Raw genomic sequence first — 24,866 nt, 5'->3', positions numbered from 1 at the left:
CCTCAGTCGCCGGTTGCCGGCAGCCAGTTGTCAGTGCCTTTTTCCGGCGACCGACAACTGACAACTGACAACTGACTTTTATTCAACTATCTCCGACACGGTGCCGGCACCGACGGTGCGGCCGCCTTCGCGGATAGCGAAGCGGAGTCCTTTTTCCATGGCGATCGGTGCGATCAGCTCGATCTCCATCTGGATGTTGTCGCCCGGCATCACCATCTCGACGCCTGCCGGCAGGTGTGCTACGCCCGTTACGTCAGTTGTACGGAAGTAGAACTGCGGACGATAGCCCGTAAAGAACGGCGTGTGGCGTCCGCCCTCTTCTTTCGTGAGGACGTATGCTTCTGCCTTGAACTTCGTGTGCGGCGTGATCGAGCCCGGTTTGGCGATGACCTGTCCGCGTTCGATCTCTTTACGCTCAACACCGCGGAGCAGCAGTCCGACGTTGTCGCCTGCCATTCCCGAATCAAGAAGCTTCTTGAACATCTCGACGCCCGTTACAACGGAGTTGCGTGTCTCTTTGATGCCCACGATCTCCACAGGCTCGTTCACGCTGATCACTCCGCGTTCGATACGTCCCGTTGCGACCGTTCCGCGTCCCTGAATGGTGAAGATATCTTCGACAGGCATCAGGAACGGCTTGTCCGTCTCGCGTGCGGGTGTCGGGATGTAGTCATCCACTGCCTGCATCAGTTCGTCGATCTTTGCTTCCCATGCCGGATCGCCTTCCAGGGCCTTCAGTGCCGAGCCCCTTACTACAGGGATCTCGTCGCCCGGGAACTCATACGACGAGAGAAGTTCGCGAACTTCCATCTCGACAAGCTCCAGCAGCTCTTCGTCATCGACCATGTCCACTTTGTTCATGAACACCACCATCGAAGGCACGCCTACCTGGCGGCCCAAGAGGATGTGCTCACGCGTCTGCGGCATCGGGCCGTCCGTCGCTGCCACCACAAGGATCGCTCCGTCCATCTGTGCCGCTCCCGTGATCATGTTCTTCACGTAGTCAGCGTGGCCCGGACAGTCAACGTGTGCATAGTGGCGGTTCGCCGTCTCATACTCAACGTGCTGTCGCGATCGTGATGCCCCTCGCTTTCTCTTCCGGCGCGTTGTCAATACTGTCAAACGCTCGCACCACCATCTTCGGGTTGTGCTTTGACATCACTTTCGTGATCGCCGCCGTCAACGTCGTCTTCCCGTGGTCAACGTGACCGATCGTACCGATGTTCACGTGCGGCTTGCTGCGATCGAATTTCTCTTTGCTCATTTGCTTCCTCTTCTCTAAATTTCAGATCTCTGAACCAACGGTCCGAGGCCCATTTACCAACTTCTGGAGCCCAAGACGGGATTTGAACCCGTGACCTCTTCCTTACCAAGGAAGCGCTCTACCCCTGAGCTACTTGGGCGAACCGCCAAAATCAATGGAGCGGGAGACGAGGCTCGAACTCGCGACATTCAGCTTGGAAGGCTGACGCTCTACCAACTGAGCTACTCCCGCCCATTTCCGGAATCTCAAATACGCGATCTGAAATTCCAAGGCCTAATGGTGCATGGGGTAGGATTCGAACCTACGTAGGATGTTACTCCGCCGGGTTTACAGCCCGGTGCCATTAACCACTCGACCACCCATGCAAACCAAATTGTTAAGATGCCATAACCGGCTTTTAGAGCCAATTGGCAAATTTCCAATGATATCTAAACAGTAAATAGCGCGCAAGCGCCAAAACAGCGTTATTTCGGCGCTGTATCAGATCAGCTTGTCAGGCGTGATCGGCAGGCTACGGATGCGTTTTCCCGTAGCGTGATAGATCGCGTTGGCGATCGCAGCCGGAATTCCCACCAAACCGAGCTCGCCGAGGCCTTTTGCGCCGAGCGGATTAACTATCTTGTCCTCTTCTGGAACAAAGATCGTTTCGATGACGCCGATATCCGCATTTACGGGCACGTGATAGCCGGCAAGGTTCGGATTCATGATACGGCCGAGCTTGTGATCGACCTCAGTATGCTCCATCAACGCCATGCCGATGCCCCAAACGACGCCGCCCATTTCCTGGCTGTGTGCTCCCTTCGGGTTGATTATTCGCCCGGCCGCCGTACCCTGAACGACGCGGGTGACGCGAACTTGCCCTATTTCTTCGTCCACCTTGACCTCGACGAATTGAGCGCCGTGCGAGGCGATCAGGTATTTGCCGCGTTCGGCCGCATCGGGTGCAGAACGGTGGAGCACCGAAATGCTGCTCTCGCTGTGTCCTTTTAATATGTCCTGAAAACTGCGGCGGGTTTCCGGGCGTCCCTTTACCGCGGCCGAACCGTTCTCGAAAACGAGCTGATCGAAAGCCACGCCGCGAAACGGCGAATTTTCTTTGGCGTTCGCGGCGTCAACAAGCGCTTTCAACGCCAATTCACTCGCCTCTTTAACAGCGGTGCCGACGCTCGAGGTCGTCGTTGAACCGCCTTGCCCGGGCGTCGGCGGCATATCGCTGTCGCCGAGCACGAACGTGATCTTTTCGATCGGCAGCCCCAGAACCTCCGACGCGATGATCGTCATCGTCGTGTATGTGCCGGGACCGATGTCGGTCGTGCCGCTCTCGACGCGGGCCGTGCCGTCGGCATTCAAGATCACGCGAGCCGATGCAGGTGCCTGGCTTGCGGGCCAGGTTCCGGTCGCGAGGCCCCAGCCGACGAGATATTTTCCGTCGCGCATGGACCGCGGCTCGGGGTTGCGCTTGCTCCAGCCAAAACGCTCAGCTCCCTGTTTGTAACATTCGCGGAGCTCCTTGCTGGAAAACGGCCTTCCTGTTTCGGGGTCGGTCTCGGCGTAATTTCGCAGGCGGAGTTCGAGCGGATCGAGCTTCAGCTTGTACGAAAGCTCGTCGAGCGCCGATTCCAGAGCGAAAATGCCCGAAACCACGCCCGGCGACCTCATCCAAAGCGGCGTCTGCAGATCGGTGCGCGCGATCTTTGCGACCGTCCGCACATTCGGGCAGGCATAAAGCCCGCGGGAAACGCCGACGAGGCCTTCGGAAAAATTCTCGTATGCGGACGTGTTGTGAACCGCCTGATGGATGATCGACGTCAGCTTGCCGTCCTTGTCGGCAGAGACCTTTATGTTCTGTATCGATTCGGGGCGATAGCCGTGCGCTGTCGCAAGCTGGCGGCGTGAATAGACGACCTTTACGGGACGCTTCAATTCGCGCGACGCCATCGCCGCGACGATCAGATTCGGCCCGGGCCGCAAAGCCGCACCAAAAGCACCGCCGACGAAAGGCGAAAGCACGCGAATGTTTGCCCTTTCGATGCCGAACGCCGTCGCCAGATAGCCTGTCGTTCCCTGAATTCCCTGCGTCTTGTCGTAAACGGTCAGCTTGCCGTCTTCCCAATTCGCGACCGTCGCGTGCGGCTCCATCGCATTGTGGTGTTCGATGGGTATGTAGTATTCCGCCTCGACCTTGAATTCGGCGGCGGCGAACGCATCTTCGGGCTTGCCGCGGTCGGGCTGTTCGCGGCCGGGCACGAATGCACTGCCCAGAACGCCGCGAAGGTCGGTCGCGTGTGAAGCCTGTTCATACGTCACTTTGACAAGCGACGCGGCATAGCGGGCCTCTTCAAACGTCTCGGCGACGACGACGGCGATCGGCTGGGCATTGAAACGTATCTCGTCGCTCGTCAACGCATAAAAAGGCCTCGGTATGGCGTCCGGAGCCGGCGTCGGCACGGCGAGTTTCGGCAGATTCTTGTGCGAGAGCACCTTTATCACGCCGGGCTGTTTTTCTGCTTCCGCTGTATCGATATCGCGAATTTTGCCCTTCGCGATCGTGGATTGCACAAGATAGCCGTACGCCATATTCGGGAAGCGAAATTCGGCGATATACGTTGCCTTTCCCGTCACTTTCGCACGTCCATCGACGCGGCTCGGCTGTCGTCTCAGATCGTCCTGCCTCATATTTTAGCTGCCCTCCTTAATGCACGCTCGACCGAACGCTGCGTCATCCGGACCTTGTACGCGTTGTCAGAAAGCGGCTTTGCGTCCTTTACCGCGAGGTCGGCGGCCTGTTTGAGGATCGCGGCATCGAGCTTTTTGCCGGCGAGAAAACGCTCGGCTTCGGTGCAACGCCACGGTTTATGAGCGACGCCGCCAAGAGCGATGCGGGCCTGCTTTATCACGCCTTTGTCCAGCTCGACCGCGGCCGCGACGGAGACGAGTGCGAATGCATAGCTCGCACGGTCGCGGACCTTTAGATAATAGGTATTCTGCCCGAAATTGCTTTTCGGAATGTCGATCGATGTGATCAGTTCGCCATGCGAGAGGTTATTGTCGAGTTCCGGCAAGTCGCCGGGAAGGCGGTGAAAGTCGGCGAATTTTATCTTTCGCTCCTTGCCGTCCGGCTGACGAACGTTAACCACCGCGTCGAGCGCCGCCAGAGCGACGCACATATCTGACGGATGCACGGCCACACAAGAATCGCTCCATCCGAATACGGCGGAATAGCGGTTCAGGCCGTCCTTCGCACCGCAGCCGGAGCCGGGCTGACGCTTATTGCACCGCGTCCCGAGGTCGTAAAAATAAGCACATCGCGTCCGCTGCAGCAGATTGCCGCCGTTCGTCGCCATATTGCGTATCTGCGGCGACGCACCGGAGAGAATTGCCTGCGTAAGCAGCGGAAATTGGCTGCGGACGAGCGGATTGTTCGCCGTGTCGGAATTTTTCGCCAACGCTCCGATCGAGACGCCGCCGTCCGGAGTTCGCCGTATCGCTGCGAGTTCGAGCCGCGAGATATCGACAAGCTCATCAGGCCGATCGACGTTCTCTTTCATCAGGTCGATCAGGTTCGTTCCGCCCGCGATAAAACGCGCGTTGCGGTTCGCGGCGACGAGCTTTGCGGCATCGGCAGGTGCAGAAACGCGTTTGAAAGCAAATGGCCTCATTTCGCACCTCCTGCGTGGACTTCCTCGATCGCGGCGACGATGTTCGGATAAGCACCGCAGCGGCAGATATTGCCGCTCATGCGTTCCTTGATCTCAGCTTTTGTCAGTTTCGGCGAGCCCGCGGCGAGGTTTTCGGTAGCGTAACTCACGTCGCCACGCTTCGCTTCGTCGAGCATCGCGACAGCCGAACATATCTGCCCCGGAGTGCAATAGCCGCACTGCAGGCCGTCGAATTCGACGAATGCAGCCTGCATCGGATGCAGTTTTTCGCCGTCGGCGAGTCCTTCGATGGTCGTAACGCGGCGTTCGCCGCACATTGCGGCAAGCGTCAAGCACGAAAGCTCCCGGCGCCCGTCGATGATGACCGTACACGCACCGCATTGGCCGTGATCGCAGCCTTTTTTCGAGCCCGTCAGCTCAAGCTGTTCACGCATGGCGTCGAGCAGCGATGTCCGCGTATCAATGGGCAAGCTGTGTTCTTTGCCGTTGATGCTGAGCTTTACGGTGAGCTTTTCGACCGCGATGCCGCCCTCGACCGCAGGTTCGCTGGCAACTGCGGGAACGACATCCATCAGCGTTATCGCCGCCGCACCGATGCCCGCAAGTGCAGACCTTTTCAGGAAATCTCGCCGCGAGCCTTCACCCAAAAGCTCCCGTTCGTCAGGAAGTTTTATCTCGTCATGCATAAAATTGTATGGAACCACAATTTTAGCATGATCGCGGGCTCTATGACTTCTTCGAGCGCGGATGAAAATCCTCGTATGCCTTTTTCAGGTGTGCGCCGGTGATGTGCGTGTAGATCTGCGTGGTGGAAATGTCGGCGTGGCCGAGCATCTGTTGGACGCTGCGTATGTCGGCGCGGTTTTGGACGAGATGCGTCGCGAAAGAATGCCGCAGCGTGTGCGGCGAAACGCCTTCGAGCCCGCATTTTTCAGCGTATTCGCTGATCATCAGATAGATATGCTGGCGCGTCAGCGGTGCTCCACGTTCTGAAACGAAAAGCTGCGGACTGACGTCAACGCTGTTGTTGCCGGCCTTTCGCCGTGCCGCGAGATAGCTTTTCACCCATTCGGCGGCGGACGTGCCGACGGGAATTTTGCGTGTTTTCGAGCCTTTTCCCGTTGCGGTCAAAATGCCGCCGTCTATGTCGATATCTTGGATTCGCAGATCGACCACCTCAGAAACACGCAGGCCGCAGGCATACATCAGCTCAAGAATGGCACGATCGCGCAGGCCTGAAAGAGTCGAAACGTCCGGCACAGCGAACAGCATTTCGATCTCAGTCGTGTTTAGGAATTTCGGCAGATGAACGCCCTGCTGCGGCGAGGTAAGGTCGTCTGCGGGATCGGCAGTGATATGCTCCTCGGCAAGCAGAAAAGCATAAAAACGCCGAACGCTGCTGATCATTCGCCGACGCGAATTCACCGCCAAACCTCTCGCCGCCAGGTCCATGAGCCATTCGCGCAGGTCAACGCGCGTCATCGCCGTCAGAGCGATGCCGCAATCTTCCGCCCAACGCTCGAACCGCCGCAGATCCGCCTCGTAGGCGTTGAGCGAATTCGCGGCGAGGCCCTTTTCAACGCGGGCGTATGTGATGTATTCGCGGATAAGGTCGCGCATTCACCGTCATTATAACAGCGAGCGGATATACTATCGATAAATTGGTTGAGATCTGAATTCGTTCCTTAACTACCGGCGAATGGCGTTCCGACGATTCCCACAGCGAGCTCTGCCCAAATGATGAACAACGCCAGCAGTATCACGGCGCATGCTATCATGCGGTGCGATGTCTTTTGCAGCAGCCGCAACGCAAGCTCACAGAGGATTCCCGTTCCAAACAACAGTACGCCGCCGACCACGAAATCCAACGCTGTCCAATTCACTTCAGCGGTGAATATCATCGCGATCGCCGGTATCGCCAGCAGCACAGCTGCCGCGGCGATCAAGAAAATAAGACGTTTTGAGTTGCCCATACTGAAACCTCTTACGAATAAACTCAAGTCGCAGTTTACTCTTATTTCTTCTTTTGCGATACCTTTTCGCCCATGTTCTCAACGGGCAGTGCGGCGGGGTCGTCGATAGGAAATGTAAGACGTTTGCCCTGAATCAGGAAATTTTTGCCGTTCCATTTATAAACGGAACGCGTGTAGTGCGTCGGGCAGCAGATCTGCGGACGGTCGTCCTCGATGCGGCCGGTTTCGATCTGACCGAGAATGAAGCGGTCCTGCCCGTAAAGCTCGACGGCGAGCATGCCGTCTTTCGGAGCAAGGCATTTCAAGCCGCCTTCGGCCCGGTCGCCTGTGCGAAAATGCCACAAAAGCTCCGGCTTTTCATCTTTCCACCCGAAAACGTAAACGATCTGCGGAATGGCGGCTCCGCCTGTTTCGATCTTGAGCACGACGACTGCCTCATCATTTCCGTCGCCGGTGGCATCGAAATATTTCACAGAAACGAGCGACATACCGATACGCTGCCGGCTCTTATCTGCGATCTCCGCGGCTTCGACATTGCTCGGGGCCAGGTCTTTTGCGACAGGCTCTGCCTTCCCGTTTTGAAGTTCTATGTCCGTCGTGCCATCAGGATTTTGCCAACCGCGTGGAAGCTCGTATTTGAAATTGCGGAAATCGAATTTGCCGATCGGCGACGACGTCTCGGCGTATTTGCTGTCGGTCAATTCAGCCTGCAGATCGGGAGTTTCCGGGGTCGGCGTCGGCGAAGGCGATGAAAGCGGCGGCAATTGCGCCGTCGCTTCGATATTTTGCGGTGTTTCGACCTTGCCGCCGCACGCCGCTATAACTCCGGCAAATGCGCACGAGATCGTAAGTCGTATAAAAAAGTGCATTTTGAATCCGGGGAGATCCAAAAACTTCAGTAGATAGTTTTAAGGTGAAGTGACGATTTGTAACTATCCACTATCAACTTGTCACTATCCACTGAAGAGATCTACGCACGCGTCAAACTTCGGTATTTGATGCGGTGCGGCTGATCCGCGTCGTGGCCGAGACGGCGTTTGCGATCGGCCTCGTACTCGCTGTAATTGCCGTCAAAATATTCAACATGGCTGTCGCCCTCGAACGCCAAGATGTGCGTCGCGATGCGGTCGAGGAACCAGCGGTCGTGTGATATTACGACGGCGCAGCCCGCGAAGTTCTCCAGAGCCTCTTCGAGCGCACGCATCGTGTTCACGTCCAGATCGTTCGTCGGCTCGTCGAGCAGAATGACGTTGGCACCCGATTTCAGCATCTTGGCGAGATGCACGCGGTTGCGTTCGCCGCCCGAAAGCTGGCCGACGCGCTTTTGCTGATCAGAGCCTGAAAAATTGAACCGCGAAACATACGCCCGCGAATTCACCTCGCGCTTGCCGAGCTGAATGATATCGAGCCCGTCAGATATCTCGTCCCAAACTGTCTTATCGTCCGCAAGCGAATCACGCGACTGATCGACGTAGCCGAGCTTCACGGTCGGTCCGACCTTGAACGTGCCGCTGTCGGGCTGGTCTTGTCCCGTGATGAGCCGAAACAGCGTCGTCTTGCCGGCGCCGTTGGGGCCGATCACGCCGACGATGCCGCCCGGCGGCAGCGAGAATTCGAGGTTCTCGAAAAGCAGTTTGTCGCCGTATGCTTTCGAAACGCCGTGCGCCTCGATGACCGTATCGCCCAAACGTTCGCCGGGCGGAATGAAGATCTCGAGCTCCTCGCTGCGTTTTTCGGATTCGGTCGCGACGAGCTTTTCGTAGTCGTTAATGCGCGCTTTCGATTTCGCATGACGCCCTTTCGGCGACATACGGATCCATTCGAGCTCGCGTTCGAGCGTCTTGGCACGCTTGTCCTCAGACTTCTGTTCCTGAGCGAGCCGTGCCTGTTTCTGTTCGAGCCAGGACGAGTAATTTCCCTTGAACGGGATGCCTTCGCCTCGGTCAAGTTCGAGTATCCAGCCGGCGATATTGTCGAGGAAATAGCGGTCGTGCGTTACGGCGATGATCGTGCCTTCGTAACGCTGCAGGTGCTGTTCGAGCCACGCGACCGTCTCGGCGTCGAGGTGGTTCGTCGGCTCGTCGAGCAACAGGATGTCGGGCTTTTGCAGCAGCAGACGGCACAGAGCGACACGGCGTTTTTCACCGCCCGAAAGGTTCTTGATCGGCGTATCCGGCGGCGGACATCGAAGCGCGTCCATCGCCATCTCGAGCCGCGAATCTAGGTCCCAAGCATCCGCCGCGTCGAGCTTTTCCTGAACCTCGCCCTGGCGTTCGATCAGCGCGTTCATCGCGTCGTCGTCCATCGGCTCGGCAAATTTCGCGTTAATTTCCTCGTATTCCTTCAGCAGATCGACGGTCGATTGAACGGTCTCTTCAACGATCTGCTGGACGGTCTTCGATTCGTCGAGCTTTGGCTCCTGTTCGAGATAGCCGACCGAATAGCCTTTTGAAAAAACGACCTCGCCGTTGAACTCCTTGTCAGTGCCGGCGATGATCCGCAGCAGGCTCGATTTGCCTGCACCGTTCAGGCCCAAAACGCCGATCTTTGCACCGTAGAAGAAAGACAGATAAATGTCCTTCAGAACGGGCTTTTTGTCGTAAAACTTTGATACTTTGACCATCGAAAAGATGATCTTGTTCGGTTCGGTCATAAAAAAACTATTGCCACAGAGAACACAGAGGTCACTGAGGAATCTTGATACTGATCAGTCACCCTCGGAGACCTCGGTGCTCTCTGTGGCTCAAATCGCAAACTCCTAATCTATCGCTTGGGTAAATTGATACGCAAGCCGAGGCGGACGGAACGCGGTGCGGCGATCGTGCGGACGGGCGTTCGGCCGATGTCATAGCGTGAATTGAAAAGGTTCTCGATAGCGAGTAACGCCTCGACGGCGTCAGAGAATTTATGCGCGGCACGGGCGTCGGCGGTGAAATATTTTCTGAGCAGCAGCGTGTTTCGGTCGTCCTCAAATTGCGACGACGAAGCTCGTAGCTGCGTCGATACGTTCCAGCGTCTGCCGATGTCGTATCGAGCCTGTGCGGTAAAACTGTGGCGGGCGACCTGCGGCAGAGCGTTGCCGACGAGTGCCGGATCGGCGGGAAAGCTGCTGATCTTTGCATCTACGAAGAGATAGCCCGCGTTTAGTTTCAGTTTCGCCATCGGCCAAAACTGCATATCCGCCTCGAAACCGCGGCTCAGCGTCGAACCGACATTCCGCCGCTGCCGCGTGATGAGCGTCGGCGTGGACGACGTCGTTATGCTGACGACGGGATCGATGACGCGCGTCGAATAGACGCTCGCACGCAGTATCAGCGTCGGGTTTGTCAGCGAATAGCTGCCGCCGGCCTCGAACGTGTTCGCACGCTCAGGCGTTAGGAACGCGTTTGCTTCCGTCACAATGTTGCCGACGCGAAAGCCGCGGTAAAGCTCGTTCAGCGACGGTGCTCGAAACGACCGTGCGTATGACGCATAAACAGCCGCGGCATCATTGATGTCGAAAACGGCGGCAATGCGCGGGCTGAATGATGTATCGCTGCGGTCGGGAAAACGCGTCTCTGTGACATTGCCGGTTGCGATGGTTCGCGTCGTCGCGATGCCGTCAGAATTTTGCCGCGCATCGATGCGTGCGGAGAGATTGAGAGAAAATTTCGGCAGAGCTTTCCAATTATCTTGTATAAAAAATGACAGGTCGCGTGCCTCGCCGCCCGATCGGCTGACGTTCGCAGGATCTCCTGCAATGTAGCCGACCTCGTCGCTGAAACCGCGGGTTCGCAGCATTTCGGCAGACGCCGCGAACGAATGATCGGACAGCCGTTTTCGCCAGAAAATGCTCGCTCCGACGGCGTTCGAAGGCACTCGCTGCAGCCGCGTCAGCGTTTCGCTTTCCCGATCCGTGGCGACGGCGGAGAATGTCTGATCGTAAACCTGCCGCTCGCCGAAAGCACGAAATTGCATCTCGCCGTAACGCTGTGACGCCGCATCGGCACCGAACGCAAGCTGGCGGAAATTCGTCTGATTGTCGGTCAGGCGTGTGCCGTTGTCGCGGCGTTCGCGAAACAAGTTGCCGCGTGCGAAAACGCGGCCCGTTTCGCCAAAACTCCTGCCGATCTTCAATATCAAACTCCCGTGCCGCGACGCTGCGGGCGTATCAACGCTGCCGCGGGATGCTTCTTCGACAGGAATGTAGCCGCCGGTTCTGAACACGTCGCCGATCAGATCGACGTGCCAAAGGCCGCGTGAAGCGAGCAGCAAAGCACTCAGATCGCCCGTGTTTTGACTCGCGGCCGAGGTTTCGGCTTTGAGCAGAAATTTCTCTCCGCTACGCTTTACGGGAACGATATTTATCGCACCGCTAAGGCCGCCGCTGCCGTAAAACGAACTCGCACCGCCGCGGAAAACCTCGATCTGCTCGACCGCGATCATCGGCACACGCGACCAATACGTCCAACCGCCGAACGCGTCATTCAGCGACAGACCGTCGAACAAAACAGTGGTCCGCGACGCACCGCTGCCCGACACGCCGCGTAGGTTTGCACCCTGTGCGGTCGGGTTTGTCGTCCGGCTCCCGCTACGCCGAAAAAGCTGAAAACCGGGGATCTGTCGAAGCGTGTCATCCGCAGTCCGAGCCGCGGTCACGCCGAGGCTGTCGATAGTGATCACCGCAATGCTGGCGTTGAGTGAATCTTCCTCGGTTCGGGTGACGGTGACGGTGACATTGGTTTCAACCGAAGACACATCGAGAACGATGCGAAGCGGCTCAGCGGCGTCGACGGGAACGGTCAATGTTCGCTCGGCAAACGCCGTCGCCCGCACCGCCAGAGCCTTGCCCCGCGAGGCCTCGCTGAGTGTGAATTCACCTTCTGCATTCGTGCTAGTTCGCTCAATTACCTTGCCGTCGTCGTTCACCGTAAGCCTCGCGCCGGGGATCACCGCACCGTTCGCGTCGGTCACGGTCCCGCTGACACCCTGAGCCCGCACGCCCGCTGCCGCTGAGAAGAGCATCAATGTTAATAGGAGAATACGCACGATTTAATAATGGAAGGCTGCTAGGTCAAAGAGGTTGCCGTTACTCGGTTTCCTCCAGCCACGATGGAATGTCCATACTTTCGTGGAGAACGCGTGCCAACTCGATGCGGTTTTCCTTTTCGATGTAGAAGATCAGGTACGGGAACCCGACAACGGGCCAGTGCCTCAATTCAGAAATCTGAACCAAAAGACCATAACGGGGAGAACCGGTACCCGGCTGGCCGGCGATCTGGCGAGTGGTCAACTCCAGTTGATCGGCGAAATTCGTCGCGATCTCGACACCAGCCTCGCTCAAATAATATGCGATGGCGGCCTCGATATCGTCATCAGCTCGACGTCGGCGAACGACCGGTTTATGGATCACCTATCTTTTCTCCGCGATTCGGCTTCTCAGCTTCTCAAAATAGGCGGCATCCATCGGTTCGTCGAGCAACTCAGATTCCATCCCGTCGAGAATCAATTCCCGAAGCCGCACGCGGTCTTTTTCCTTGCGGAGCAATTCCCGTACGTACTCGCTGCTGCTGCCGTAATCGCCGTCAGAAACCTGCGAATCGACAAAGGATTTCAGCGACTCGGGCAATGAGATATTCATCGTCGTCATACGACAAAATTAGCACTTATGGCAAACTTTGCCAAGACGTTTTTCACCATAGAGAACTCAGAGAATACAGAGAACATTGAAGATTCCTCCGTGACCTCGGTGTTCTATGTGGTTAAGTCTTATTCTATGGTTTTTCTGTTAACGGCCGCCTTTTCAATGCGATCTCGTTTCACCTCAAACCCGATGCCCGCCGATTCCGGCGCGGTTATGGTGCCATCTGAACTTACCTCGACGGCGGGTTCGATGATGTCTTCGTGCCAATAGCGTTTTGAGGCGGAGACGTCGCCGGGCATGGTGTAGCCGGCAAGCGTGGAGATGGCGATATTGTGGGCGCGGCCGATGCCGCTCTCGAGCATGCCGCCGCACCAGACGGGCATTCCCGATTCGCGGCAGATCTGTTCGACGAGTTTCGATTGCGTGTGTCCGCCGACGCGGCCGTTTTTTAGGTTGATTATTTTGCCTGATTTTAGCTCGATGGCTTTGCGCGCCGTCTCGGGAGATTTGATCGGCTCGTCGAGGCAGATCGGGGTTTTTATGGCGGCTTGGAGTTTGGCGTGGTCGATGATGTCGTCGTGCGGGAGCGGCTGTTCGAGCATCATCAGGTCGAATTCGTCTAGGCTCTTTAGCTTGTCGATATCATCGAGCGTGTATGCGGAGTTCGCATCGCCCATCAACAGGATGTCGCCAAATTCCGCACGCACAGCTTTGATCACGTCGTAGTCCCACGACGGCGATATCTTGATCTTGATGCGTTTGTAGCCGGCCTCGAGCTCGACGCGGATCTTGTCCAAAAGCTGCGCGATCGAATCCTGAATACCGATCGAAACGCCGCATTCGATCACCTGATTCACACCGCCGAGGTGTCGCCACAGCGGAACGCCTAGTTTCTTCGCCTCAAGGTCCCAACACGCCGTTTCGATGCCCGATTTTGCCATGCGGTGGCCGCGGACCCATTTCATCAGGCCCCAGACGTCAGCAGCAGAATCGACCTCCTTTCCGACGACCATCGGTGCCAAAATTTTCTCCGCCGTCACCCAAGCCGAATCGGTCCATTCGTCGGAATAGCCGGGCGTTTCGCCGCAGGTTATCTCGCCCCAACCGGTCGCGCCGCCGGCGTCCTCGACCCGCACTAGAATGATGCGGCGTTCGTAAGTGCGGCCAAAACTCGTCTCAAAAAAATGTACGAGCGGCAGGCTGATCTCAGTCAGTTCTATCGAGCGAATCTTCAACATCTGCGATCAAATATCTAGTTTCCGATGACCTCAAATTCAACATATTGCGTTACGGAATTGTTCCGGCCGCCGGCCTGACGGTCCGTGACTACGATCTGGAGAATGTGATCGCCGGCCTGCATCTTTTCGCCGATCGCGAGTGCGCCTGAGGCTTTAATACGCTGCAGATCGGCTTGGCCCGCGGTGTCGATGGGCGTCTCTTTGCCTTCGAGAATTACCTTGCCGTCGCGGAAAACTCGTATCTGCATCGTAAGCCGCGGTTCGCGGTTCTGTGCGAGGCGGGCATTGTAAACCTCAAAACCGTATCGCAAAACGGTATTACGTTTCACGCGGCGAAGCGCAGTGTCGGTCATAGGGTCGGTTCCCGAACGCTCCTCATTGAGTTCCGAAATACGCCGCCAATTTTCGGCGGTGATGTTTTCGATGACGATGCTGGAAAGCGTCAGCCGACGCGATCTTAGATCAGGAACCTGAACGAACTGGCTTGCTGAACCGACGCGTCCCGATGCGGTATCGCGGATCGCGATGCGGTATTGATAGGCTCCCGCTTTCGCCGGAAACGCAAAATGATAGACAAATCCGTCCTTTACGACGCGATCGAACGCAGCCGGTTTGATAGACATCGTGTAGCTTTTCGAAAGCTGATCTACAAGCTCGCCGTTGTCGCCAAAACTCACCGCCAGCAGTTCGAACGTCGCAGAACGCGTGCCGTCCTCGCCCTTCGCAAAATCAAATTTCGACGGGTCGATATGCAGCAGCGAACGCACGAAACCCGCACTCTTCGGATCGACGCCGAAAAGCGCGTTCAGTCGCATATTTATCTCTGTTTTACCGAACGGCGAGAATATGGCATCGTGAAGCGAATTGTCAGAAAACCTGGCGATCGACTGTGCAGCTTCGGGCGTGGCGGTATTGAAAAATCCGCTGCGATGGCGAACGGTCACACCGCGCCGCAGCACTTTTACCTCAAGACGATTGAAACGCCGCTTTTCCGGGTCAAAGGTCTCGTCCGACGGCTCGTAGGAGACGAGATAATAGCTTTGATCCTCAAGCACGCGGCGAACGCCGCCGGCAAGGTCGTTGGAATTTACAATGGCGAAACCGCCTGTAGAGTCGGAGAGAAATTTCAGCCCGTCCTGCGTTTCCGCGAGCAAAGCACCGCGGCCTGCGACCGCGTTCTGCCGCTGTTCGGCGGACATCTCGCTCACATAATCCTCGGCTGTGATGCCGGTATATTTCAGCCCGCGGGCATCGACCGCGTAAAAGACGACCGAATTGCGGTTCGCCGTATCGACCAGCCGCCGCAGATAGTCGAATACCGTTCCGGCGGTCTGCGCTTCGCCGGGCGTGCCTTCGAAAATGCGGAATCCGTCCGAGAAAAGTATCACGGATTTACGCCCCGGCAATTCGCTCATCCCCGTTACGACATAGCGGAGTGCACCGAGCGTGCCGGTCGCGAATACCTGCGAGCGGAACTCTTCCAGTGTCTCGCCGGATCCGGTGCCAACCGCCGGAGCGTCCGTTTCTTCCTCGCCTTCTTCGTCCGCAGGCAGAGCCGACGAACCGAACGCCGCGAACGCACCGATGCCGCCGGAGCCGAGCGGATTCCATTTCACTTTTTCGATCGCGGCGTATAGCACGCGTTTGTCGGACGTGAACTGCTGCAGCGCGCCGATGCCCGCACCGGTGCGTATGATGGCGACGAGGTCGCCTTCCTGCATCTGTTCATCGACGAATTTTTTCAGGCTGCGGCGCGTCTGATACGCACTTTCAAATGACAAAGAGAGGTCGTCAACCACCAAGGCGATCGTGCGGCGGACGTTTTCGGGGCGTATCGTTCGCGGCGGAACGGGAACGCCCGGCACCGCTGGCCGCGTCTCAACGGGACGCGTGGCCGAAATGAAACGCAGATCCTCGATCTGCTGCTTTACGCCGTTCTCATAGATCTCGATCTCGTCGGGACGAAGGTCGGTGATGACCTTGCCCTTGCTGTCGGTAACGGTGACGTCCAGCCGGATCAGATTGGTGGAAATGCGGACGACATCCGTTTCGGGCGTCGGCGAAGGTTTGGGTGCAGGCGTCTGCGAGGCCGCGAAAGCTGCCGTCAAGACGATGCCGAGAAATGCCCCAAAATACCTCATTCCAAAATTGATCGAACACTGAAGTTGCGAACTTTGTTATGATACTGGTTTATCACCGCTCGTGCGAAACCGCTTCGCCCGCACACCTTTTTGAGCTCTGATGCATCTACAGTTATTGGTTATGCCCCGCAGTATGAGAAAGCAGTTTTTTCAAGTAATAACGACATCATTTTTCGGCCTCGTCCTGCTGACGATCGGCTGTTCGGCACAGCAGTCGGAAGAGCAGGCACTTCGTTCGCTTCGCGAGATGACACGCGGCGGCAAGCTGCCCGCCGAAGGCGTCGTCGCTGACATCGAGAAACGTTTTTCGAACCAAAAGACCGGTGCGCTGGCCAAGCTGCTGCGCGCACGTATTCGCTTTGAGAACAAGGATTTTGCCGGTGCTGCCGCCATTTTGGACAGCGACGTTTTCAAAAAACGCACAAAGATCGAGGACGATGCACTTTGGCTGCGTGCGCGTTCGCTGCGTTCGGCAGGCGACACGGCCGGTTCTCTAAAAGTGGCTGAAAAGCTGCTCAAGGACTATCCGGATTCGACGCGTGCACGCGACGCGAAAATGCTGTGGGCGGAATCCGCAATAGCGGCGGGCCGCGCCGTCGAAGTGCCGCCGTTCCTGGTCGAGATGTCAACGGCACACGACGCGGACGCGATGCTGTGGACAGCAAAAGCGTACGAAGCTCAGGGCTCGCAGAACGAAGCGATCACATACTATCGCCGCACATATTTTTACGGCGCAGGCACCGCCGCAGCACGCGAAGCGGAAACAAAGCTGACATCGCTCGGCCAGTCGCTGATGCCGCAGAACGCCGAGGAACAGCTCGCCCGTGCTGACAAACTGCTCGATGCGAAAAACTTTGCCGAGGCTGCAAATGCCTATTCGACACTCGCGGCCGCATTTCCCGCAGCACTCGATCCGGCAACACAAACGCGGCGCATAAACGCTCTGGCGAACGCCGGACGCATGGCTGAGGCACAGACCGTTTTCAATTCACTTCCGGTCGCCTCCTCTAAACGCGAAGAAGGTTTTCGCCATCTCGTACTCGGCTACGCAAAAGCCCGAAACTGGCCGCAGACGCGATCGACCGCGGACGCGATGCGTGCCGCATTTCCTAACGGCAAGCTCGTGCCGAAAACCTTCATCGATGCCGGCCTTGCCGCACGCGATGCCCGCAACCGCACCGACGAAGGCTATTTCCTCAACACGGCACACAACGCTTTCCCGAACGCCGTCGAGGTCGCACAGGCTCAGTTCGAAGCGGCGTGGTTCCAGCATGATCAGGGCAATTTCGCCGTTGCGTCGCAGATGTTCATCGATCATCTGGCCCGCTACGCCGACCGCGACACGACGTTTCGCGGACGCGCGGGCTACTGGTCCGCCCGCGACAGCGAGCGTGCCGGAAAGCTCGCCGAGGCATGTGCGCTCTACGACGCAGTGATCTATCGCTATTCGGCAAACTGGTACGGCTATCTCGCCGTCGATAGGATGGACAATCTGAAAAAACGCGGCGAATGCCGGTCCGTCACGCCGCCGAATGACACGGTCGCGCGTGCCGCTGCAAATCTGAAGACCATCACCGTCGCGGGCGAAACGGCAGCGAAACGCGAGCTTGACCTCGTCGAAAAGGCCGACGAACTGACGACCATCGGGCTTTTCGATTGGGCTCTCGATGAACTCAACGCCGCACGCCGCACCGCCGGCAACAGCCCGACCGTGAACCTGGCCATCGCACGGCATCACCGCATGCGCGGCGACAACGTCGCGGCTCTGCTCGCTCTGGCACGCAGCTATCCCGATTACGCGCAGATGTTTCCGGAGGAAATGGGACGCGAAGAATGGGACATCTTTTATCCGCACATCGCGTGGGACCACATCGCCCGCTGGTCGCGTGCTCGAAATCTGGACATTTTCAAGGTTGCCGGGCTGATACGCCAGGAATCGGTGTTCAACCCGACCGCACGTTCGTCCGCGAACGCCTTCGGGCTGATGCAGCTTTTGGTTCCCACGGCCCAAATGACGGCACGAAAGTTCGGTTCGCCGGCACGCATCACCACGGGCAGCGACCTCTACGATCCTGCGATAAATATCGAGCTCGGCACCGCATATATGCGCGAACAGCTTGACCGTTACGGCCGCATCGAATACATGGCAGCCGCATACAACGCCGGTCCCGGCCGCGTCGTTACCTGGCGCCGCACGCTGCCTGCCGAGATGGACGAATTTGTCGAAGCGATCCCGTTCCGCGAAACGCGTATGTACGTGCAGGGCATCATCCGCAACACCGCACAATACCGCCGGCTTTACGACGAGACAGGAGCTTGGCGTTCGAACGTCGGCACACGCCCCGTCCGCGCCGCACTCGACTCAAAGCCGCGAGATCAGTTCGCCGCGGAATTTCCGGAGGTCATGGTCAGCGAAAACGGCTCATAAAAAGGTTGTGTTTTGGTATAGTTTTGGTATATCGTTGGTATGGAGTTTGAATTCGATCTCGTAAAAAGTGAGGAGAATAAAGACAAGCACGGAATTGATTTTGAAGAGGCGAAAGCCATATGGAACGATCCTGAGACGATAGAGTTCGAGTTGCCGTTTGCAGCCGAGTTGCGACACATGGTGATCGGCAAGATAAACGACCGCCATTGGTCAGCGATAATCACCTACCGGGAAGATTCGATCAGGCTCATCTCGGTAAGACGGTCACGACGAAGCGAGGAGGTGCTTTATGATAACAGCAAAAGATTTTGACGAGATCTTCGACAAAGGCGAAGAAGATGTTCTGCAGTATGCGGACCTTTCTACGCTGCGAAAGGTCAATGAATCTGCCCAACGAGTGAACGTCGATTTTCCGCGTTGGGTCGTGAACCGCCTGGACCGCGAATCAAAGCGCCTCGGTGTATCGCGTCAGTCGTTGGTCAAATTTTGGATCACCGAACGCCTCGACAGCCTCGACCGCGACGACGTCAAAAAAGCTGCCTAAAGATTCTTTGCCTAAAGATTCTTGTAGATAAAATCCGTCATCATCGTGTACCAGTGTTTGACCAACGCGGGATTTGAGATGCCGTGGCGCTGTGTCGGATACAGCATCAGATCGAACTGCTTGTCGGCACGCTGCAGCTCATAGGCGAGCTGCGTCGTGTTTTGCATATGGACGTTGTCGTCCATTACGCCGTGGATAAGCAGAAGTTTGCCGTGCAGGTTTTTCGCAGCCTTTACGACAGATGTGCGGTCGTAGCCCTCGGCGTTGTTCTGCGGTGTCAGCATGTAGCGTTCGGTGTAGATGCTGTCGTACAGACGCCAATCGGTTACTGAGCCGCCCGCGATGCCCATTTTCCAGGTTTTGCTGCGGGTCATCGCAAAGCTCGTCATAAAGCCGCCGTAGCTCCACCCAAACAGCCCGATGCGGTCGCCGTCCACGTACGGCAGCGTTTTCAAGTAAGCCACGCTGTCCTCAAGGTCGCGCAGTTCGAGTTCGCCGAGCCGTTTGTACGCCGGCCAGACGGATTCTTCGCCTTTGCCGCTCGCGGTGCGGTTGTCGCAGACCCAGATGATGTAGCCTTTCTGAGCGAGCATCTGGAACCACAGTCCGCGGTTGCCGCCCCAACGGTTGGCGACCTGCGGCGCATGCGGGCCGGCGTAGGTGAACTGGAAAACGGGATATTTCTGCGTCGGGTCAAAATCCGGCGGCTTGATGATCATCGCCTCCATCTGAAAACCGTCGCGGGTCGAGACGTTCAAAAATTCGGGCGGGCTGATCTTGTAATCGTTCAGCAGATCGACCTTGTTTTCGTTAATGACGCGTTCGAGCGAGCCGTCAGCACGAAGCAGCCTCGTCTGCGGCGGCGTCGAGATGTTGCTGAAATTATGGACAAAATGAGTGAACGTCTTGTTGAACGAAGCAGTGTTCCAGCCTTCCAACGGCGTCAGCCGCTGCGGCTCGCCGCCCGCGAGCGGCACGCGGTAAACGTTCACCGCGATATGGCTGTCTTTCGTGCCTGAGAAATACACCCAGCCGCCGCGTTCGTCAACGCCGTAAACGTCGCGGACCTCCCATTTGCCGTCGGTCAATTGGCGTTTCAGCCGGCCCGCCGCGTCGTAATGATAGATATGTTTCCAGCCCGAGCGGGCGCTTTGCCAAACGAAGCTGCCGTCAGCGAGGAACATCGGATTATCGTAAACCTCGACCCACGCCGGCGTCTGCTCTTCGAGGAGTTTCTTGGCCTTGCCGTCCATATCAGCGGCGTTCAGATCGAGGAAGGTCTGCTCCCGGTTGAGTGCCTGATATACGACCGAGCTTGCGTCCGGCGTCCACGCAACGCGTGCGATCAGCAGGTCTTCGGGTTTGTATTTGTCGATATCAACGAACTTTACTGCATCGCCCAGCCGTCTGACGGATGCCGGCAAATTGCGTCCGACACGCGGAATTCGCGATGTGTTCGGCAGAAAACTCGTCTTGTTTATATCCGCGATGCCGAGTTTGACGGTCGGATTCGGGTCGCCCGCCTTAGGATACGGCGTCGTTTCGACAACCTGTTCGATAGGGATGTCGTTCGCCATCACGAACTTCGGCACCTTTGATTCGTCCAGCCGCAGAAAAGCGATCCGCTGCGAATCCGGCGACCACCAATAACCGCGATTGTTGCCGCGGCCGTAAAGCTCTTCCTCGTAAACCCAGACGAGATATCCGTTGAATATCTTTTCGGCGCCGTCGCGCGTCAGCTGCTTCTCGTTGCCCGTAGCCACCTCGACCACGAAAAGGTCATTGTTGCGCACGAAGCTCACCCATTTTCCGTCGGGGCTGAAATCGGCCTCTTTTTCTTCATCCTTGTTGTTCGTCAGCCGCTTGACCACGCGGCCGGCGACGTCGAAATGCCAGACGTCATTCTTGTGATTTATCAGAATGGCAGTGTCATCGGGATTGAATTTCAATGAAGGCGAGTTCGCTATCGCCCTTGCTTCGTCCGCCGAAACGCCGGCCCGTGTTAGTGCGGCGACGAACGAATCGACATCGTAATACGGCACGCGCTGACCCGTGACCGCATCGACCCGCATCAGCCGCCCGCCGACCATCTGACGAAAAGATCGCCCGTCAGCCGCCCACTGCACAAACGCAGGCGTCCCGCTGAATCGAACGCGTTTGCCCGCGTCAGGATTGAAAATATCGTCAAGCGTGATGAGCTTGTCTTGGGCAAGAACAGAGGAAGCCGCGAGTAAGACTATCGCGATAAGCCGAATATTTCTCATAATGAACACCAAAGGGAAAGGATTTTGACAGCGAGATTATAGCTCAGTTGACGTCACGCAATCACGCTTTCGGGTGGGCTTTTGTATAGACGTCGATCATTTTTTCCATCGAAACCTGCGTGTAGATCTGCGTTGACGAGAGGCGTGCGTGGCCGAGGAGTTCCTGAATATCTCGAAGGTCTGCTCCGTTGTCGAGCAGGTGCGTGGCAAATGTATGCCGCAGGCTGTGCGGCGAAATGGCGTGAATATCGGCGCACTGCTTGATGTATTTGTCTATCATGCGGCCGACGCTTCGCGTGGTCAGCCGGCCGCCGCGGCGGTGCAGGAACAGGGCCTTTTCACCGCGTTCGCTTTCGGGCAGCATCGCGATGAAAGCAGGACGTGCTTCCTGCAGATAGTGCAGCAGAGACTGCAGTGCCGGTTCGCCGAATGGCACGATGCGTTCCTTGTTGCGTTTACCCAGCACGCGGACCGTGCGTTCGCGAAGGTCAACGTCGTTCAGGTCAATGCCGACAAGCTCGCCGACGCGAATTCCCGTCGCATATAGGAACTCAAGTATCGCTCGGTCGCGGCGGCCGAGGTCGGTCGTGATGTCGGGCGTTTCGATGAAGCGAACGGCGTCTTCCATCGACAGGTGATTCGGCAATTTTCGCTCGATACGCGGCGTCGCAACCATCTTTGCGGGATTTGCGGCGAGCTTTTCTTCGCGTACTAGAAACTGAAAAAAGGTGCGCAGGCTCGCGAGCTTTCGCGCGATCGATGTCTTCTTATGATCGCCGTAAAGCGACGCCATCCATTCGCGTATCGTGCGATGATCGATGTCTTCGGGGCTGATGTCATCGCGTTTTTCGACGCGAAAGAGAAAGTCGGAGAACTGCTCGAGGTCGCTCGTGTAATTCCGCAGCGTGTGCGGGCTGACATTGCGCTCGTATTTCAGGTGCTGGAGGAATTCCACCACGCCGGACCGCAGGCTGCCAGCCTGCCCTTTGTTCTTACTTGTGTCGCCCCGCACAGCCATATTCCCAGTCCTCCGCCCTTACACACGATCCTGCCTTCACAGGATTGTTGTGAATATATCTTACGGTACTGACGTAGTGGTGCGAATTTCGAATATACCGGTCAAAATATTCGACGCTCCAAAAACTTCCCGTTCTTGCAAGGATCTTGTTTGCCTGGTTCGAAGTATAGGATTTCAGCGAGTGCATTATCGACGAAAGCGAATACCCGTTGATCGGGATAAGGAGAATATGAACATGGTTTGACATCAGGACCCAATGAAGAAGCCTGTACTTTTCGCCGTCAAAATTAAGCAAGTTATCTTCAACCATTCTTGCGATGTCGGGTACCTTCAGATGATCCGGACCAAACCCTTGATCCAAGAGCAACTCAACCCGGCGGTGGTATTCGATCTCCGTTATCTCGCCCGATTTGAAGAGTAAGGTGTTTCGTTTGATCAGTTTCTGAGGCAAGGAACCAGCCAGCCGATAGGTGACGAATTGGATCACTTCCTTTTTGTCGTAATGGGGTAGATAACCCCGGGAATTCCAGCCGGTATCGGGATCGATCAGCTTTGCTCTTTCGATGCGTTTGTGGATGCTCACATCAAGTGCAGGCTGGCAGCCTGCGGTCCGGCGTAGTTTTTTGCAGGCTGGCAGCCCGCGGTCCGGCGTAGTTTTTTGCAGGCTGGCAGCCTGCGGTCCGGCGTAGTTTTTTGCAGGCTGGCAGCCCGCGGTCCGGCGTAATCATTTGCAGGCTGGCAGCCTGCGGTCCGGCGTAGTTTTTTGCAGGCTGGCAGCCTGCGGCCCGTCACTTTCGAGCTACATAATACCCTTTTCGTGTGCGGATGGTCAGGTCTTTGCGGTTCGGCGAGGCGACCTCGATACGGCGGTAGGTGCCGGCCGCGGCGGTCTCTTCGTCAGGGTAATAGCTGATGATGTACTGCTGCGAGAGCTCGGCGTAGATGCGATCGAAAGCGTCGTCCATCTCGCGTTCGTCGATGGGCGAATAGACGGCTCCGCCGGTCTGCGCGGTGATCTCAGCCATGCGGCGTTCGGCGATCAGCGAACGCATATTCGCGTTGCCGCCGCGCACTCCCGTGCGTTTGAAATTCTCGAACTCCTTTGTTTTCACCACATAGACCTGGCAATCGTTTTCCTGGAGAGCACGGACGACGCTCTCGAGCGTTGTCCGTGTGTCGCTGTATGTGTCCTCGCCGTCCGACACGATGACGATCACGCGGCGGCCGTCCGAGCCGCGAAGATACGCCGCCGCACGGACGATGCCGTCGAACAACGCGGTTGCTCCCTTCGGTTTAGGAAACGATTCGATGGTGCGCACGATATCGCCAACGTCGCGCGTCAGCGGCTGCTCGAGGCGGATAGTATCTGACACGGAAAACAACGCGGCCATGTCGCGGTCGAGGCGAATGACGCGGCGGAAGAACCTAACGGCCGCGGCTATCTCGAATTCACGCACGAACGACACGCTCGACGAGTTGTCGAACAGCATCACCAGCCGCAGCGGCGTTTCGCTGCGTGCCAGGCCGTCTATCTCTTCGACCTTGCCGTCGATGCGGAGTTCGAGGTCGCTCGCCTTCAGCGTCGTAACGGCACGCCCGCGGGCATCCATAGCGATCATCGGTATCGGCACCAGCACGCTCTGAACTCGGATGATGTCATCATCAAGTTTTGGCGTTGCGGCCGGCAGCGGAGTCGGGACGGGCGTCGGACGCGGTGTTGAATTTGCAGACGGGCCGCTGATGGAATTCGGCGTGGGCGTGGGAGTCGGTTTTGTGCGGCCTGACTGCGCGGAGGAATTTCCCGCGAAAAACACGAAACAAACGAAACACAAAAATATCGAACGCAGCGGCACTTCGAAAGGTTTGATTGCGGCGGCGGCCAAAAATATGCCTAGACAAAAATAAGCTTTGCACCGGCGACGACCAGCACGACCGCCAGAAGACGCCGAAGCGTTAGCGAATCAAACCTTTTCGCCCCCAACGTCGAACCTATCATACCGCCAACCACTGCCGCCGCGAGCCAAGGTATGACATATGTCGGCAGTTCGAAAGCCTTCTCATAAACGCCGGCGAGCCCGGCGGCAGAATTTACCAAGATAAACAAAGCCGAAACGCCCGCCGCCACACGTGCCTCAGACCATCTCATCAGCAGCAGTACCGGCGTCAAAAAGATGCCGCCGCCGACGCCGACCAGCCCCGAAACAAGCCCGATCGCGGCGCCCAGTGCCAATGCGGCTGCAATGTTCGGTTCTTTCGTTTCACCGTCGTTCTTGATATTCAGCGAAAGCCGAACTGCTGTCAGAATCAGCACAACGCCGAGCACCGTTTTATAAACGTCGGTCGGCAGATCGATCCGCCCGCCGATGTACGCGAGCGGTATCGACGCAAGCGCAAAAGGCCAGAACAGCCGCCATGAGAAATGCCCGCGGCGGGAAAACTGTATGAGTGCGATAGTGGAAACCAGGACGTTCAATATCAATGCCGTCGGCCGCGTGATGCCCGGAGCCACAGCCAGAAACGCCATCACCGCCAAATACCCCGAAGCCCCGCCATGCCCGACCGACGAATACAAGACTGCGACGAGGAAAACGATGAGAATTATGAGAAGTGCGGTCGCTTCCATGACGGGCAGTTATTTGTTCTTTCGTTTGCGAACAAAGAAGTATATCAGATACCCAACTCCAGATCCGATAACGGTTGCGTAGGCAACAAGA

At 57.1% G+C, this 24,866-nt stretch carries 20 protein-coding genes, 3 tRNA genes and 1 pseudogene; 3 read left to right on the top strand and 21 right to left on the bottom strand.

From position 1 onward, the window contains the following. Positions 1 to 78: 78 nt before the first annotated feature. The 16 genes and pseudogenes from tuf to IPM50_10640 form a co-directional block, all read right to left on the bottom strand. A pseudogene (gene tuf / locus IPM50_10715) lies at positions 79 to 1,264 on the bottom strand (elongation factor Tu). A 64-nt stretch (positions 1,265 to 1,328) separates the two neighbouring features. Continuing rightward, a tRNA-Thr gene (locus tag IPM50_10710) sits at positions 1,329 to 1,403 on the bottom strand. Between the two features lie 16 nt (positions 1,404 to 1,419). Next, positions 1,420 to 1,495 (bottom strand) — tRNA-Gly (locus IPM50_10705). A 46-nt stretch (positions 1,496 to 1,541) separates the two neighbouring features. Then, positions 1,542 to 1,629 (bottom strand) — tRNA-Tyr (locus IPM50_10700). 115 nt (positions 1,630 to 1,744) lie between these two features. Next, the gene (locus IPM50_10695) at positions 1,745 to 3,940 is read right to left on the bottom strand and encodes a xanthine dehydrogenase family protein molybdopterin-binding subunit (protein ID QQS32138.1); all 2,196 of its coding nucleotides are present in this window, start codon (positions 3,938 to 3,940) and stop codon (positions 1,745 to 1,747) included. Then, the gene (locus tag IPM50_10690; protein QQS32137.1) at positions 3,937 to 4,923 is read right to left on the bottom strand and encodes a xanthine dehydrogenase family protein subunit M; all 987 of its coding nucleotides are present in this window, start codon (positions 4,921 to 4,923) and stop codon (positions 3,937 to 3,939) included. Before IPM50_10690 ends, IPM50_10695 begins: the two co-directional genes overlap by 4 nt. Continuing rightward, complete coding sequence (locus tag IPM50_10685; GenBank protein QQS32136.1) at positions 4,920 to 5,609, bottom strand: 2Fe-2S iron-sulfur cluster binding domain-containing protein; 690 nt, start codon at positions 5,607 to 5,609, stop codon at positions 4,920 to 4,922. The genes IPM50_10690 and IPM50_10685 overlap by 4 nt, the downstream gene beginning before the upstream one ends. A gap of 40 nt (positions 5,610 to 5,649) precedes the next feature. Next, positions 5,650 to 6,543: a site-specific tyrosine recombinase XerD gene (gene xerD / locus IPM50_10680; protein QQS32135.1), complete on the bottom strand. Its 894-nt coding sequence runs from the start codon at positions 6,541 to 6,543 to the stop codon at positions 5,650 to 5,652. A gap of 65 nt (positions 6,544 to 6,608) precedes the next feature. Then, positions 6,609 to 6,896 carry a hypothetical protein gene (locus IPM50_10675; protein QQS32134.1) on the bottom strand — a complete coding sequence of 96 codons (288 nt, stop codon included), beginning with the start codon at positions 6,894 to 6,896 and terminating at the stop codon, positions 6,609 to 6,611. 41 nt (positions 6,897 to 6,937) lie between these two features. After that, entirely contained in the window at positions 6,938 to 7,765 is an 828-nt protein-coding gene (locus IPM50_10670; GenBank protein ID QQS32133.1) for a hypothetical protein, read from the bottom strand. 101 nt (positions 7,766 to 7,866) lie between these two features. Then, positions 7,867 to 9,549 (bottom strand): energy-dependent translational throttle protein EttA, encoded by a 1,683-nt coding sequence (ettA, locus tag IPM50_10665; protein QQS32132.1) that lies wholly within the window; start codon positions 9,547 to 9,549, stop codon positions 7,867 to 7,869. A gap of 110 nt (positions 9,550 to 9,659) precedes the next feature. Continuing rightward, complete coding sequence (locus IPM50_10660) at positions 9,660 to 11,900, bottom strand: TonB-dependent receptor (protein ID QQS32131.1); 2,241 nt, start codon at positions 11,898 to 11,900, stop codon at positions 9,660 to 9,662. A gap of 64 nt (positions 11,901 to 11,964) precedes the next feature. Next, complete coding sequence (locus tag IPM50_10655; GenBank protein ID QQS32130.1) at positions 11,965 to 12,288, bottom strand: type II toxin-antitoxin system RelE/ParE family toxin; 324 nt, start codon at positions 12,286 to 12,288, stop codon at positions 11,965 to 11,967. After that, entirely contained in the window at positions 12,289 to 12,525 is a 237-nt protein-coding gene (locus IPM50_10650; GenBank protein QQS32129.1) for a type II toxin-antitoxin system ParD family antitoxin, read from the bottom strand. A gap of 119 nt (positions 12,526 to 12,644) precedes the next feature. Next, on the bottom strand, positions 12,645 to 13,754 hold the full coding sequence (gene menC, locus IPM50_10645; protein ID QQS34505.1) for an o-succinylbenzoate synthase: 1,110 nt from the start codon (positions 13,752 to 13,754) through the stop codon (positions 12,645 to 12,647). A gap of 17 nt (positions 13,755 to 13,771) precedes the next feature. Continuing rightward, a complete protein-coding gene (locus IPM50_10640) occupies positions 13,772 to 15,898 on the bottom strand; it encodes a VWA domain-containing protein (GenBank protein QQS32128.1) in 2,127 nt (708 codons plus the stop codon). Positions 15,899 to 16,031: 133 nt separating this feature from the next. On the opposite strand from IPM50_10640, the gene IPM50_10635 reads away from it, so the two are divergent. From IPM50_10635 to IPM50_10625, 3 genes are read left to right on the top strand one after another with little or no spacing between them, the layout of a single operon-like run. Beyond that, positions 16,032 to 18,326, top strand: a complete 2,295-nt coding sequence (locus tag IPM50_10635) for a transglycosylase SLT domain-containing protein (GenBank protein ID QQS32127.1) — start codon at positions 16,032 to 16,034, stop codon at positions 18,324 to 18,326. 39 nt (positions 18,327 to 18,365) lie between these two features. Beyond that, a complete protein-coding gene (locus tag IPM50_10630) occupies positions 18,366 to 18,638 on the top strand; it encodes a BrnT family toxin (GenBank protein ID QQS32126.1) in 273 nt (90 codons plus the stop codon). Then, complete coding sequence (locus IPM50_10625) at positions 18,619 to 18,870, top strand: CopG family transcriptional regulator (protein ID QQS34504.1); 252 nt, start codon at positions 18,619 to 18,621, stop codon at positions 18,868 to 18,870. The genes IPM50_10630 and IPM50_10625 overlap by 20 nt, the downstream gene beginning before the upstream one ends. 11 nt (positions 18,871 to 18,881) lie before the next feature. Here the strand turns inward: IPM50_10625 and IPM50_10620 are convergent, their stop codons facing one another. The 5 genes from IPM50_10620 to IPM50_10600 form a co-directional block, all read right to left on the bottom strand. Beyond that, complete coding sequence (locus IPM50_10620) at positions 18,882 to 21,134, bottom strand: S9 family peptidase (protein ID QQS32125.1); 2,253 nt, start codon at positions 21,132 to 21,134, stop codon at positions 18,882 to 18,884. Between the two features lie 61 nt (positions 21,135 to 21,195). Then, complete coding sequence (xerC, locus tag IPM50_10615) at positions 21,196 to 22,152, bottom strand: tyrosine recombinase XerC (protein QQS32124.1); 957 nt, start codon at positions 22,150 to 22,152, stop codon at positions 21,196 to 21,198. Continuing rightward, positions 22,127 to 22,735, bottom strand: a complete 609-nt coding sequence (locus IPM50_10610) for a transposase (GenBank protein ID QQS32123.1) — start codon at positions 22,733 to 22,735, stop codon at positions 22,127 to 22,129. Before IPM50_10610 ends, xerC begins: the two co-directional genes overlap by 26 nt. A 205-nt stretch (positions 22,736 to 22,940) precedes the next feature. Then, the gene (locus IPM50_10605; protein ID QQS32122.1) at positions 22,941 to 24,035 is read right to left on the bottom strand and encodes a VWA domain-containing protein; all 1,095 of its coding nucleotides are present in this window, start codon (positions 24,033 to 24,035) and stop codon (positions 22,941 to 22,943) included. A gap of 8 nt (positions 24,036 to 24,043) precedes the next feature. Next, on the bottom strand, positions 24,044 to 24,775 hold the full coding sequence (locus IPM50_10600; GenBank protein QQS32121.1) for a sulfite exporter TauE/SafE family protein: 732 nt from the start codon (positions 24,773 to 24,775) through the stop codon (positions 24,044 to 24,046). Positions 24,776 to 24,866: the final 91 nt, after the last annotated feature.

This window comes from Acidobacteriota bacterium (assembly GCA_016700075.1).
In the GTDB taxonomy this organism is placed as follows: Bacteria; Acidobacteriota; Blastocatellia; order Pyrinomonadales; family Pyrinomonadaceae; genus OLB17.
Note: the sequence above shows the minus strand (reverse complement) of the source record. Positions and strands in the feature narration are given on the sequence as shown.